The 14,718-nt window shown below is 45.1% G+C and carries 10 protein-coding genes; 6 read left to right on the top strand and 4 right to left on the bottom strand.

Annotated features, from left to right (window positions below; genetic code table 11):
* Positions 1–104: 104 nt before the first annotated feature.
* From V7K89_RS25665 to mreD, 3 genes are all read left to right on the top strand, one after another.
* A complete protein-coding gene (locus V7K89_RS25665) occupies positions 105–1,112 on the top strand; it encodes a rod shape-determining protein (protein ID WP_335192186.1) in 1,008 nt (335 codons plus the stop codon).
* A 101-nt stretch (positions 1,113–1,213) separates the two neighbouring features.
* The gene (gene mreC, locus V7K89_RS25660) at positions 1,214–2,005 is read left to right on the top strand and encodes a rod shape-determining protein MreC (RefSeq protein WP_335192184.1); all 792 of its coding nucleotides are present in this window, start codon (positions 1,214–1,216) and stop codon (positions 2,003–2,005) included.
* Between the two features lie 25 nt (positions 2,006–2,030).
* On the top strand, positions 2,031–2,651 hold the full coding sequence (gene mreD, locus V7K89_RS25655; RefSeq protein ID WP_335192182.1) for a rod shape-determining protein MreD: 621 nt from the start codon (positions 2,031–2,033) through the stop codon (positions 2,649–2,651).
* A 783-nt stretch (positions 2,652–3,434) separates the two neighbouring features.
* Here the strand turns inward: mreD and V7K89_RS25650 are convergent.
* Positions 3,435–7,280, bottom strand: a complete 3,846-nt coding sequence (locus V7K89_RS25650; protein WP_335192180.1) for a tetratricopeptide repeat protein — start codon at positions 7,278–7,280, stop codon at positions 3,435–3,437.
* A gap of 107 nt (positions 7,281–7,387) precedes the next feature.
* On the opposite strand from V7K89_RS25650, the gene ribD reads away from it, so the two are divergent.
* Entirely contained in the window at positions 7,388–8,584 is a 1,197-nt protein-coding gene (gene ribD, locus V7K89_RS25645) for a bifunctional diaminohydroxyphosphoribosylaminopyrimidine deaminase/5-amino-6-(5-phosphoribosylamino)uracil reductase RibD (protein ID WP_335192236.1), read from the top strand.
* A 60-nt stretch (positions 8,585–8,644) separates the two neighbouring features.
* Here ribD and V7K89_RS25640 read toward each other — a convergent pair whose 3' ends face one another.
* The 3 genes from V7K89_RS25640 to V7K89_RS25630 form a co-directional block, all read right to left on the bottom strand.
* Complete coding sequence (locus tag V7K89_RS25640; RefSeq protein ID WP_335192178.1) at positions 8,645–8,863, bottom strand: hypothetical protein; 219 nt, start codon at positions 8,861–8,863, stop codon at positions 8,645–8,647.
* A 561-nt stretch (positions 8,864–9,424) separates the two neighbouring features.
* Complete coding sequence (locus V7K89_RS25635) at positions 9,425–11,218, bottom strand: protein kinase domain-containing protein (RefSeq protein WP_335192176.1); 1,794 nt, start codon at positions 11,216–11,218, stop codon at positions 9,425–9,427.
* A gap of 197 nt (positions 11,219–11,415) precedes the next feature.
* On the bottom strand, positions 11,416–12,345 hold the full coding sequence (locus V7K89_RS25630; protein ID WP_335192174.1) for a LysR family transcriptional regulator: 930 nt from the start codon (positions 12,343–12,345) through the stop codon (positions 11,416–11,418).
* A gap of 130 nt (positions 12,346–12,475) precedes the next feature.
* Between V7K89_RS25630 and V7K89_RS25625 the strand changes: the two genes are divergently transcribed.
* Together V7K89_RS25625 and V7K89_RS25620 are read left to right on the top strand one after the other, a co-directional pair.
* Entirely contained in the window at positions 12,476–13,120 is a 645-nt protein-coding gene (locus tag V7K89_RS25625; RefSeq protein WP_335192172.1) for a DsbA family oxidoreductase, read from the top strand.
* A gap of 139 nt (positions 13,121–13,259) precedes the next feature.
* Entirely contained in the window at positions 13,260–14,414 is a 1,155-nt protein-coding gene (locus tag V7K89_RS25620; RefSeq protein WP_335192170.1) for an FAD binding domain-containing protein, read from the top strand.
* The last annotated feature ends 304 nt before the right edge of the window (positions 14,415–14,718 follow it).

Genomic DNA, 14,718 nt, shown 5'->3' with positions numbered 1-14,718 from the left:
CGAATCAAGCACGATTAACTCTTACCGTTGTAGTCAAAAAGTATCGCATATAGGGGGCTTACAAACGCGTGGGTATTTTTAGGAACTTTCGCACTTCATGGGATATGGGTATCGACCTTGGTACCGCAAACACCCTGGTTTATGTATCTGGTAAAGGTATTGTACTACAAGAGCCTTCTGTAGTTGCGATCGATGTCAACGAAAAGGTAGCACTAGCAGTAGGAGAAGAAGCCAAAAAAATGCTCGGTCGCACGCCGGGAAATGTGATTGCTCTGCGTCCTTTGCGGGATGGTGTAATCGCTGACTTTGATATAGCCGAGTTGATGCTCAAAAGCTTTATTCAGCGTGTAAATGAAGGTAAATCTCTAATCTTACCCCGGATTGTTATTGGTATTCCCAGTGGCGTCACAGGAGTAGAAAGGCGAGCAGTGATGGATGCAGCTCACCAAGCAGGAGCAAGAAAAGTTTATTTAATCGATGAACCTGTAGCTGCGGCTATTGGTGCAGGATTACCTGTTGCGGAAGCAACTGGCAACATGATCATCGATATTGGTGGTGGGACAACAGAAGTTGCAGTGCTGAGTCTTCAAGGTACGGTAATCAGCGAATCAGTACGCATTGCTGGAGATGAACTAACTGATGCGATCGTTCAGTATATTAAGAAAGTTCATAATTTAGTCATTGGTGAACGTACTGCCGAGGAAATCAAGATTCGGATGGGTTCTGCCTATCCGACTAATGATGATAATGACGCCATGATGGAAGTCCGAGGCTTACACCTGCTTTCTGGTCTACCGCGAACTGTCACAATCAAAGGGCCGGAAATCCGTGAAAGTATGTTGGAACCGCTATCAGTAATTATAGAAGCTGTGAAGCGGACCCTGGAACGCACACCGCCAGAACTGGCAGCAGACATTATTGACAGAGGTATTATGTTAGCTGGTGGCGGTGCTTTGCTCAAAGGCATAGATACCCTCGTTAGCCATGAAACAGGGATTATTACCCACATTGCTGCCGATCCTTTAAGCTGTGTTGTGCTGGGAACAGGTCGTGTGTTAGAAAACTTTAAACAGTTGGAACGAGTTGTCATCGAAAGCTCTCGCAATATCTAACTAAAAAAATATCAGACTTGAGTTCTATTTGAGTTCTATTTGGGTTTTATATATAAAGAATCCAAGTAGAACTTAATTTATATAAGTACATACAGGTATATATGGTGACAATACGGCGTTGGTGGGATCGTAAAGGGTTGCAAATTGGCTTGTTAGCTTTAGTAGTTGGTAGTGCTTGGATATTGCGACAGACTCAAGGTGAACTAGTGCTTGAGACATACCAGGCAATTACCCGTCCATTAGAGATGTTGCAGTCAGGGCCAACTTCAGAAGAACGTCTTAGAGATGCCCGGATAATGGAATTGCAAACCCGTATAGTAGATTTGGAAAGTCAAAAGACAAAGTTACAAGATTTATTAGGCTATGTGGAAAAAGAGCCGCTGGCATCACGCCCAATTCCAGCACGGGTGGTAGGACGTAGTGCTGACCAGTGGTGGCAACAAGTTACGCTGAATCGCGGTGCAAATACGGGGATTCAGGAAGGCTTCATAGTCAAGGCAGAAGGCGGATTAGTGGGTTTGGTAGAGAGTGTAACTCCCAATACTAGCCGCGTGTTATTAATCAGTGACCTCAAGAGTCAAGTGGGTGTATCAGTTAGCCGCACAGCAGCTAAAGGCGTTTTGCGAGGAGATTCTTCTGCTGAAGCTGTATTGGAGTTTTATGAAAAAGTTCCAAATGTCAAAGTAGGAGATTTAGTTTCCACATCTACTTATAGTCAGAAATTTCCCTCCGGTTTGGCGGTAGGACGAATTAAGTCGCTGGATTTAAAGAAACTTCCGGCATCAGTGGCAAAAATTGAGCTTTTTCCGCCAATCCGTTCTCTCGATTGGGTAGCTGTTTATCCCAAACCAGAAAACCAATCGGCAAATCAAGTGCCGCAAAAGTCTAAGTAAATTCTTTGAAAAAATCCATAGAAAAATGAAGATTCCTGCATTTGGTGGTAGCAGGCAGAAAAAGCCAAAATCGTCAGAGCGAAAATCGAAATTCCGAATCCAGCCACTTGCTCGTTGGCATCCCGGTATACGTCAGTTGTTTGGTTGGATAGTGACGGCTAGTTCTGTACTGTTATGTTTACTATTATTACCAACCCGATTCCCAGGTATGGAATTGTTAGGAATTGGTCCTAACTGGCTGTTAATTTGGGTAGTAGCTTGGAGTGTGAAGCGCACGGTGTTTGCCGGAGCATTGGCAGGTATAGTTCTGGGGCTACTTCAAGATTCAATGACATCACCTAATCCTACTCATGCCATCAGTTTAGGTATAGTGGGGGCTTTAACTGGTCTGCTTCAGAAACAGCGTTTTATCGAAGAAGATTTTATTTCGATTGCTGTAATTGTCTTTGTGATGGCAGTTTTGGCAGAAACTATCTTTGGGTTGCAATTAACTTTGCTGGGCAATGAGCGCAAGGTGACAGATATTTGGACATATTATCAGCGTGTCGCTCTTGCCTCTGCCATTCTAAGTAGTCTGTGGGCACCTGTGGTTTATTATCCCCTGAATCGTTGGTGGCAGCGGATGAAATTATTGGAGCAATCTTAAAATTGCTTCGCCAATTAGTTTTCAGGTATAGCCGGGATTAGGAAAAACACCACTTTGCAATTCAATAAACCAAGGTAAGGGCATAACTTTGTTGTGCCCTTATGATTATTCAGCAACATTCAAGCTTTTAGTGCAAACGTTCTCGTTTTGAGTGGGAACGTTTTCGTTTTGAGGTAAAACGTTCTCGTTTTAAGGTAAAACGTTCTGGTTTTGAGCAGGAACGTTCTTGTTTTGAGTGGGAACGTTTTCGTTTTGAAGTGGAACGTTCTTATTTTGAGCAAGAACGTTCTCGTTTTGAAGTGCAACGTTCTCGTTTTGAGGTGCAACTTTCACCTTCTGAACTCGAATCATGCTCCTTTAAAGAATATTAATTACAAAAATACACAGATTGTATAGGCACGGCATCCAAAAATTGGCGCTAAAACAGAAATGCGATCGCTGCTGTGCCCCAACAGACTCGATAATTGATGTTTTAATATTCACTTATACCCGGAATACCACGCCTAAAAGCATTTTCATTTAATAATGATGTAAATACGTTGGTGAAGATACAACAATGTTGTGACCACACGAGAAATTTATATGTATCAGGGTTTTTGGGAATTGCTATAAACCCTCACTGTAGGCGAGGAGGACAATAACAGGTAATCTATTTTGATACATGGGCAGACAATATTATTGTGCCATTATCTCATTATGCTGAATCATGCCTAATTTTTGCCCATAAATTCCCATCTCAAACCGTCTTCAATTACGAATTACAAATTACGAATTACGAATTATTTAACCTTGCTCCTCTAATAACTCGTTTAGCGTGTCAGGGTCAGCAATACCCCGCAGGATAGCATTGATAATAGGAGCCTCATTAAAATTCAAAGATTCACACAGCACATCTTCATCCCTCTCACCGTCTAATATCACGCGAATGGTAGCTACGAGATTACCCCAACCATTTTTCACATCATTTTCCAGCACAGGTTCTAGCTGTTGCCTCACTTCTGCATCATTCACCGCCGCAACTACCCCTGCAATAAACTGCCCATACTGCCGTAACTCATAGTGCGTCCCAGCAAATGCTGCCTTTGCCTGCCGCGACAGGCGACGATATACTTTAGCTTCGGTTATATCGCCCAGTTTGTCAGTAATATCTGCCAAAATATTGTAAATTTTCCAAATCTCAGCCGCAGCAGGGTCTAAGGTTTGCTTGATAGCCAATGCTTCTTCTGCTAATTGCCGCGCTTCTAACAGGCGATGGGGTTGGTCTTGCAGGAGGTTGGCGAGGTTGTTGAGTGAACTTAATGCTTTTAACCTATCTCCTGCAGTTTTTGCACCTGCGATCGCCTTGCGATACCAAGCTTCTGCGTCTTTCAGTTTGCCAGTGTATTCATTAACTAGAGCTAATTGATTCCAAGTTTTTACAGCACCTCTGAGATCGCCTTGAGATTCATTAATTAGTGCTGATTTTCGGTAAGCATCTTCGGCTGTGTTCCATTGCTTGGCTTCTTCGTACACTCTACCCAGTTGATGCCAAGAAACAGCTTCCGCTGCGAGTTCATTCAGTTGTTGGAAAGTAGTTAGGGCTTCAAGGTAGCGTTTTTCAGCTTCTGGAAGGTTGCCTTGCAACAAGGCGAGGGTGCCGAGTTGCCCATTCACTACTGCTGTACTATGAAAGTCGTCAAGTTCTTTATTAATAGCCAATGAAGTCTCATAAGCTTTTCGCGCCTGATCGTAATCCCCGATATCCCTCAGTACATCCGCCAATTCAGTCTGCAAATTTCCTATCTGCCACTTCACACTGTCAGACTGTTCTAACTGCGTTGCCACTGTCAAAGCCTGATAGTAATATTTTGCTGCCTGTGCTGCTTGTCCTAGAAGTCGCAAGCATCTCCCTAGCTGATTTAAAGTTTGACAGCGTTCATAACTTGGTTGCTCAGCCAAACCAGCAAGTATCTCACCAAACACTTGCGCCGCTTCTTGATTGCGTCCGGTGTCGTGTAATTGCTCACCCAGATTCATTTGGACAAAATACCATGTCTGAGAACCCACTTCACCCTGTAGCTGTTCAACTCGTTGCGTGAGTGCATCCCTATCTCTGTTGAGTCCGAAGACTTTGAGAAACCTGTTTACACAATTAACAAACTTCAATGCCCATGCTTCCGCTGTATCTATAGCGCCGTGGACTGCATACAGCAAATTCGCTAGTTCTCTCTGGACAATGGCACGGACTTCATAGGGCTTTTTGCTATCTTGAGCATACAAATACTCAGATAATTCGTAATATTCCAGGCGATGACGAGCAACGAGTTCTCCCTGTGTTTCTGGTGACAAGCACGACCACAGCGCAGGGGCTAAGGTAGGGTGAAATTTCAAAAAAGGATCGCGGACACCTGGGAGATTTTCCACTTGTATCAAGCCTGTGTTTTCCAGCGCTGGGCGTAACTGTTGCCACTGTGACTTAGAAAATTCAGTAATTTCCAATAATAAATTCTCTAACGCCCCTCCCTGAAACACGCCCAACTTCGGCAATAACTCCCGCGCCTCATCATCCAAGCGTTCCAAGGACAAATTCAAGGACGCTAACAAAGGATTATCAGGTGTTTCCTCAATCAACGCTGCCAACCGTTCCCCCAACTCTGCTACTGGGCGAATTTTCAACTGTCGCGCCAATAAGCCGAGAGAAAGCGGATGAAAATCTATTAATCTAAATAATCGCCACAACTCATGTTGTTCTGGCAGTTTATATACAGGTGATGGCGGTAACTTCCACAAACTTTGGATATACGCCAAAGCATCTTGTCGCTCTAACCCCGACAATGGTAATGACCGATGTTTCAAACTGCCTTCAATGGCATAATCTGAATGATGAAAATTAGGTGTACGGCTGGTGAGTAATAGGCGACATTGCCCCACCTCAGACCATTGTTTCGCCACAGTTAACAATTCTTGCAACGATTGGAGCTGCAAGGTTTCCAAGTTATCCAAAATTACTAACGTCAGTGTTTGCCCTAAAGCAACAGTCGCCGCCGCTACATCAATTAAATTCTGCCCTAACACTGTGGCTAAGGTACTCACCGCCAACCCTACAGCATCCACTCCCTGAAAGGCGGCATAATCCACAAAACACACTTTCTCAAACATCCCCGTGCGGGACAACCACCGCCCCGCCTCGGCTGCTAAATAGGTTTTTCCCTGTCCACCAAAACCCGATATGGTGATGCGCCGCGTTCCTTGAACAAACCAGCGTTCAATGTTCCATAATTCCCGACTGCGACCAAAAAAACCAGCTTCTTGGAGTTCAGGGAGGTTGGTTGAAGAGGAGGGGGGGACAAGGGGAAGGGGGGACAAGGGGAGGGAAGAGGTTAATAGGGCGGTGTCTCCGGCGGCTTGATACAAAGCGGGGAGAAACCAGTCTTGTAATTTGAAAGTAATTTGCTTATCTCCCCGTCGCCTTTCGCCTCGTTCTTTGTTGAGGTACAAATCTCGTCGCCCATTATCTAAGGCTGCGCCGATACCTTCAGCCCGCACTAAGCGTTGATAAAATTTGGCAAACAATTGATGGGCTGTGACTACCAATACCGAATAGGTCATTGCCAATACCGCCGGAATCCCTGCATGGATTAACCTAGCGGCGACACAACCCATAGCGTCCTCACCCGCCACCATCGCTGACTGACAAGCAGACAGAACAATTAACCCGACTTTTTGACGATGCAGCATTTCTCCCAAGGTTTCGGCGGTAATCAGGGTCATCTTGCCTTCTGGATTCTCAAACAACAGATAACCCATATTGCTGCCATTGCCATTTTCTCCTTTGGTCGCTCCCGCCGGGTCGCTAGATTTCGCCCGTTCGTGGAATCGCCCATCGGGGTCATACACGCCATGCCCATCAAAGTGGACAATATCAATCGGTGGTAGGCGTGAGTCTTCTAAACGGGCGACTAAATTATCCAAAGTCGCGGGACGCAAAAATTCTACCTCAATTCTTCCTGCTGCTTCTTGGGCGATCGCATCCAATACCGCTTTAGCTTCCCCACGGGGGTCAATAAACCCCGCATCACTAGGACGACTCACTACAAACAGCAACCGCAAACGGTCTTTTGGCTGAACTTTAAACGGTCTGCGTCCACCCCCCGCCCCCGCCAAGCGACGACGCACAGAAATCCGGGGATTTTCGTTAAATAAATAGATATCTGATGCTGGGTCGCGTAACAATTCCCAAGGTAAAGATAAAATTGCCGGATGACTGGCGCTGATGGTTAATAAGCGTCCTGGTTCATCTGCATCTTGAAATTCATTAAATATCCTCTGGGCGGGGCGTTGCTGAAAAACAGACTCAAATAAGCTTTCGCCCCAGCGTTGAAAGTTCTCTTCAATCCGCTTTGCCCGTTTATCATCTACATCAGCAGTATAATTTGTGGCATAGACTTCAAAATACCAGCGAATATCTTCTAAATCTTCTGCTGCTAAGGGGGATGTAAAATTTAGTCTGTCGGTTTCTAGGTCGTCAAGTCTGACAATAACTTGATTAATTTCTGGAAAGCGTAAATTTAATTCCATATTCAGGGGAATTGCGGCTTGAGTGTAGGGATAATTCGATTGTAGATAAGCACTTTCAATCAGCAATACCAAAATTGCTGTAAGTTAAGATCACCAAAAGTAAAACCTAAATATTACTGTAAAAAAATCGCCCAAAAGAGCAGCTAGCGTGGAAAATATTGAGAATGTTACCCAAAATTATGGATAATTCCCCTGCGATCGCTCAAGCAGATGCATCTCTACCTAACTACACTCTGGAAAATACGCTTCCAGTGGATTCGACTGACAAAAGGGTAGGGAGTGACTTTGATTCCCGCATGATGCTGCGGTGTTTAGAACTGGCTCGCCGTGCTTTAGGGCGGACTTCGCCAAATCCGTTAGTGGGAGCGGTGATTGTCAAGGATGGCGAGATTGTCGGCGAAGGATTTCATCCTCGCGCAGGTGAGCCTCATGCAGAAGTGTTTGCTTTAAAAGCAGCAGGCGATCGCTCTCGTGGTGCAACAATCTATGTCAGTCTCGAACCTTGCAACCACTACGGACGTACTCCCCCTTGTTCGGAAGGATTGATCCAAGCTGGAGTGGCAAAAGTAGTAGTAGGTATGGTTGATCCCAATCCACTGGTGGCTGGAGGTGGCATCGCCCGTTTACGGGCGGCGGGGATCGAAGTTTTGGTAGGAGTAGAAGAGGCAGCTTGTCGTCAGCTAAATGAAGCTTTTGTGCATCGCATTCTCTACAAGCGACCTTTGGGAATTTTAAAATATGCCATGACTTTAGATGGCAAAATTGCTACTACCTCTGGTCATAGCGCTTGGGTGACAAGTCAAGAAGCCCGCACTGAAGTACATCTAATGCGGGCGGCTTGTGATGCGATAATTGTCGGCGGTAATACAGTCCGACAAGATAATCCTTACTTAACCAGTCATCAGGCGGAGGCACATAATCCCCTGCGGGTGGTCATGAGTCGCCATCTCAACTTACCGGAAAGTGCCCATCTATGGCAAACTGCCGATGCTCCAACTTTGGTGTTAACCCAGAAGGGTGCTAATCCCGACTTCCAAGAACTGTTGCTCAAGCAGGGAGTGGAGGTAGTGGAATTAACATCACTTACACCAGATAAGGCAATGGCGTACTTATATGAACGGGGTTTTTGTAGCGTGTTGTGGGAATGTGGTGGTACTTTAGCTGCTATTGCGATCGCTCAAGGAGCAGTGCAAAAAGTTTTGGCATTTATTGCCCCAAAAATCATTGGTGGTAATATTGCTCCCACACCAGTGGGCGATTTAGGTTTTACTACCATGACTGAGGCGTTGTCTTTAGAACGCGTTCGTTGGCGTGTAGTAGGCTCCGACTGCTTAGTGGAAGGTTATTTTGCCCCAAAAGCTAATAGTCAACAGTAATAACACTTGACGATCAATCTATTTATCTTGATTTTGCGTTGGCGTAGCCTGCCGTAGGCATCATGAACACTGGCGTTCATGGGCAATATCACGTATAAGGGCTAGCCGAGATTGAATGTAGTGGCATAGAAAGTCAGTTTCGTTAGAATTTAACAACACTTGCGTTTCGGTTTGTTTTACTAACCACTGCACCAAGCTAGCATCATCCAGTTGTAAGAGGAGCTTGGCTTGCGCGGTTTCAACCACTGACCAAAGCTGACGCATGATTGTAGGAGTCATTAGACCTCGATTGAATAATGAGCTATTAGCTGTCTTTAGATTACACAATTCTGAGCGCAATTTACGACATGAATGTAGAAGCTGAGACAAGTATTATTAAAAACTTAATAATGGTATTTATAACTTTATGAAGATTAAGAATTTTAAATTCATACCATTTCTTTGTGAAGCTGCGCCAAATTTTCTTTCTTCCTTTGTGTCCTTCTCTAATCAGATGCTACGCGTAGCTTGCTTTTCCATAGGAGTATGCGCCCTACCCTGCCTTAAGCCGCTTTGCGTCTATACAATTCGTTTTTTATATAATTTGGTACATCTTTATACAGAATTGGTATCAGTTTGAAAATGGACATAAGGCATTAGGTATAGGTAAATACAGATTCTCGAGAATTAGAGGATACTTTAAAACAGAAGTGTCATAACTTAGTGAATTTATCATAAAGCTCATAAATTTGTGACAGTTTTTGAGTCTGCTGTAAAAATCAATGGTTCTTCAGCACTTAATTTTGGCAAATTATTAACAATATTTAGTAAAGGAAATGTTAAAAATATATCATTAAGACATTAACACTTCTTGGCCGTAGATGGACTCACAAAATCATGTAAATCTGCATCCCAAATACTAATATAAATAAAATCACATTGTTGACGGATAATTTGGCCTTTGACTGAGCCATTCGTAAAACTAAAATTATCAGATTGACGCTGTTGTACCTGTTTGAGTCCCTGCTTAATTTCTCCAGTGGTTTGTCCTGCTAACATTCCATTTAAGGTAGTCTCCATTACCTGTGGTTCTACCGATTGGGCAAAAGATACCTCAGTTTGGCGTAGCACTTTAGAATTACGATCAAATAAGTAGCCAAGGTCAATTTTGTTGGGCACTAATTTATAAACGACAGCACGAGTCTTGCCCCATGCACCCCTTAAATCTTGATTTGGTTTGCCGAGGGTCGCTTCTACGTCACTTCTTGATGTACCTGTAGGAAATGCGGGAACGCTTTGGCTAGTGGTAGCTAATTTGCTAGGCGACCGATCGCTGTTTTGTGGTGTGGAACGAACTTCTGGTTTGGGAACTGCGCTCACCTTATTCTTTGGTTCTAGCTGTGGTGTGGATACTGCTATCGGTGCTGGAGTATCTGAAGTGACAGGCTCTTTTTCTGGCTGTGGTATGGATACAGCTGGGAGATTAGAGGTTGGTCGCTGTCGTGGTGGTGAACTAGGGATAACTGGAACTGGAGAAGTTTGGGAAGAAACGGGCGGTTCGCTAGATGCAGAAGTCGGAAAAGATTCTGGCGAAGGCGTGGGACTTGTGCCAATCGTTGTTTCTGGTTGTTGCTGACGAATGATGCTAGGAATTGCTACTGCACCAATCAAGCCACCAATAAGTAAACTACCAACAATCACAGCAGATTTTTGCCAGTTTCCAGAAGTGGAAGACCCTGGAATCGCAGAATTTTTTTGCGGGGAATATAATGGCTGGGTTTGTTGAGTCGATGTAGCAGTAGGAGAAAAACTGACTGTGTAAGTATTTGTAGCTGACTGCAAGGCGTGTAGCATTTTACTGGCAGTGCTGTAGCGATCGCCAGCATGAGGCTTAATTGCCTGATTGAGTACCGCCGCCAATTGGGAAGAGACATTAGGGGCGTGTTGCTGCCAAAGTATTTCCCCAGTTTTCAGATCGGTTAGTAATTCTTGTGGGTGTTTACCAGTCAGCAGATAAATTGCCGTTAAACCCAAGCTGTAGATATCAGTGGCATAAACTGGGCGGCCAACGGCTTGTTCGCTAGGCATATATCCTGGCGTACCAATGACAAGCGATCGCGTGGGGTATCCTGGAGAATTCACCACAGAACGGATTGTTTCTTTGACTGCACCAAAATCAATTAAAACAGGCTTGTCATCAACAGAACGCAGAATGATGTTCTCAGGTTTGATATCCCGGTGGATAATGCCTTTGCTGTGGACATAATCTAAAACTGAAAGCAGACTCAAGAGAATTTGCCGAACAGCAGTTTCACTCTCAAATCCTTTGGCTTCGACAATTTTCGTCAAGGTTTGGCCGTGAATCCATTCTTGGACGAGGTAAAATTGCCCGTTCTCAGAAAAGTAGGCGTAGAGTTTGGGAATTTGGTGACTACTTTCACCCAAATACTCTAAAGTTGCTGCTTCCCGTTCAAACCGTTGTTGGATAAGTTGGTAGGTTTGCGGATCATTATTGGTTATCGGTTTTAGTTGCTTGATCACACAGCGACGGCGAGAAGGCATGTGAACATCTTCTGCTAGAAAGGTTTCGCCAAACCCACCAGCGCCGATTACTTGGATAATTTGATAGCGATTGTTCAGCAGGGTTATTGTCATGAAAAATTACAAGTGTATACACCCAGTGCGGAGCCGGAGACTTCCTCTCTTCTCCAGGCTTGTCGTCAGACATCGCCCTTTCCAAATGTACATCAGATGAGTTGATGAGTTATGGACACTGAATTTAGAACAGGCGTAGCTAATGGGGGAATATAAGGATGCTCAAGTCAACTGTCTGAGTCGAAAGTGCCACAAGCCTAATTTTCTGTCTCCCAGTAAGGCGGATTGCCAAATTGCTGAATCAGGAAATCCATAAACACTTGAACGCGTCGCGAGTGCTTACGATTGGGTAAATACAATGCATAAATGCCTGTATCTTGATCAGTTTGTGGAGAAATTTGAAAATCAGACAACACTGACTGCAATCGTCCAGCTTTAACATCTTCACCGATTAACCAGGTTGGCATCAAGATTAAACCACTGCCATCTAAACAAACTTGACGCAGCACCTCCGAATGGTTTGCCACTAGAGATCCACTCACTTTCACTTCACACACTTCTGTCTCACGCTGGAAGCGCCAGATTTGATGATTTGTGGAATAAGCAAATAGCAAACAATTGTGCTGAGTTAAATCGTTGGGATGACTCGGTTTACCATGTTGCTTAAAATAGGCTGGGCTACCGCAGACTAGCCGATGGTAGGTCGCGAGTTTACGAACCATTAGATTGGCATTGGAACGATCAAGGTTGCCGATGCGGATGACCATATCTAGATCGGCTTCTACCAGGTTTGCCAGTCCATCGCTCAGTTGCAGGTCGAGTTTCACTTCTGGGTACTGAATCAGAAAATTGCTCAGAATTGGAGCAATGTGGAGCCGCCCAAACGTCACAGGCAGACTGATTCGCAAAGTGCCGTGCGGAATATCACTCTGTTCTATAACACAAATGTTGGCTTCTTCCACATCTTGCAGAATTTGCACGGCTTTGTTGTAGTACTTCTGCCCCTGTAGTGTGAGCGTGATGCTGCGCGTGGAGCGGTTGAGTAATTGAGTGTTCAGCATCGCTTCCAGGGAATTGATTTGACGCGTTACCGAGGAGACGGCTAAACCTAATTGCCGTGCAGTTTCCGAAAAGCCACCAGTTTCTACGACTTTGACAAACGATCGCATCGCTGCCAGTTGATCCATCGCATTTCCTTCAACTACTTATTGCAAAAAACGCAAAGGTATTTAGCGTATTTAGTAGATTAACATTCTTTTCAAATGAGATTAAAGTGAAACTATCAACAGTTGCAGAACAGTCCTAAAGGAGGCAACGATGACGCTGACGATCGCAATTACTTCTGATTTCATTTGTCCTTGGTGTTTGGTGGCAGAAACGCGGTTGAATCAAGCGATCGCGCAACTAAATTCTGCTGTTGAGATTGAGTACCTCTGGTTTCCCTTTGAGCTAAATCCGCAAATGCCAGAAGCCGGAATGGATCGCAAAGCCTATCGCACTGGCAAATTTGGCAGTTGGGAATACTCGCAAGGGTTGGATGCCAAAACGGTGCAGGCAACACAAGCTGATAATATTAACTTCCGCTACGACTTGATGACCGTCACACCCAACACCCTGAAAGCACATCGATTGACCTGGTTTGCAGGCAATCAAGGCAAAGCGACTAAGATGGCTGTCCGCATTCTCAATGCCTATTTCACAGAAGGTCGAAACATTGGTGATGTTGAGACTCTAGCAACTTTGGCAGCAGAGATCGGCATTGATGCTGCTCAAGTGAAGGCGTTTTTAAAGTCAGAAGCAGGAATTCAAGAAGTCAAAGACTTGGAACAACAAGCGCTCGCCCAAGGAGTTCGTGGTGTGCCGGCGATTCGCATTGGTCGAGAAATCATATCTGGAGCACAATCAGTTGAAGTCTTTCGGGCAGCTTTGCAACAAGCAACGAATGAATTAGCACCCGCTTAATCACGCCCATTGCGATCGCAACTCAAATCAATAATCACAAAACAATAACGAATGATACAACTGCACTGCGTGTCGCTTTTGCTGTCGAAGAAGGGGCGATGGCGGTCACGTTTGTGCATCAATATCTGGAGGAAAATAGATGAACGCTATTGATCGTCGTGCGATTGTGATCGGTGGATCGCTGGCGGGGCTATTTACGGGAACCCTACTGCGATCAATTGGTTGGCAGGTCGATATTTATGAGCGATCAACTCATACGCTCGACAGTCGCGGCGGCGGCATTGTACTCCAGGTTGATGTGATTGAAGCGTTTCAACGCGCAAGCATTCCCCAGGACAAACTGGGTGTCGTGGCGCAGGAGCGTTATTACTTGAAGCAGAATGGCAGCATTCAACGAATGCCGATGCGTCAAACCTTGACCTCCTGGAACTTGCTCTACGCTTCGATGCGGCGGCAGTTTCCAGATGAGCATTACCATCAAGGGAAATGCTTGAGCGAGATTGAGCAAAACGGCAATCAGGTGACAGCCATTTTTGGGGATGGTACGCGTGAGACGGGCGATTTATTGGTAGGAGCCGATGGGCCGAATTCCACCATCCGCCAATTGCTGCTGCCTCGCTACACGCCCCAGTATGCAGGCTATGTCGGTTATCGCGGCTTAGTCGATGAGTGGGAACTAGACTCAGAAACGGCTGCCATTTTTACCGAGCGCTTTGTTTTCTATCAGTTTCCCAATTCACACATCCTGCAATACGTGATTCCAGGGGAGAATGAGTCGCTTGTGCCAGGAGAACGTCGGTTTAATTGGGTGTGGTATGTCAATTACAATCAAACAACTGAATTGCCGCACATTTTGACTGATAAGCACGGCAAGCGTCGAGATTTTTCAATTCCACCCGGTCTGATGGCGCCATCTGTAGAACAAGAGATGCGATCGTATGCGAATCGAGTCTTAGTTACTCCGTTTCAAAAGCTAGTGGCAGCAACAAAAGAACCGTTTGTGCAAGCCATTTTGGATCTGGGTGTGCCGCAAATGACTTTTGATCGCATTGCTTTAGTAGGGGATGCAGCGTTCATCCCCCGCCCGCACACCGCAGCGAGTACCTCAAAAGCAGCAGCAAACGCGATCGCGCTCGTCGATGCCCTCATGGCTCATCAGGATGTTTCAAAAGCACTCTCCGCTTGGGAAGGCGATCAGCTGGCGCTGGGAATGCGGCTATGGAAACATGGTCAAGCATTGGGAGAGCAATCCCAGTTTCTCTATGGTACAGAGCGCTGGGAGGGAGAGGAATGAGAATACGCTTGGGTTAAGGAAATTTATTCGTTGAGCAGGGGAAGCAGGAGGAGCAGGGGAAGCAGGGGGAGAAAAAAAGACTTATCCCAAGCGTATTGAGAGCAATGAAGTCATTAATGAGCATGAATCGATTTGAGACATTTAGCAATGGCGTGTTTGCATATTGCACTGCATCTGTAATTTGTAGAGAATTAAATTTTGCAATCCTCTGCAATCCTAATGCATTGGTTTGCATTGTGAATGCGTTGGTTTGCATTGTTAATGCATTGGCTTACATTGTGAATGCATTGGCTTGCATTGTGAA

The organism is Nostoc sp., from assembly GCF_036917515.1.
GTDB lineage: Bacteria > Cyanobacteriota > Cyanobacteriia > Cyanobacteriales > Nostocaceae > Nostoc.
This window is presented reverse-complemented; position numbering and strand designations above follow the sequence as displayed.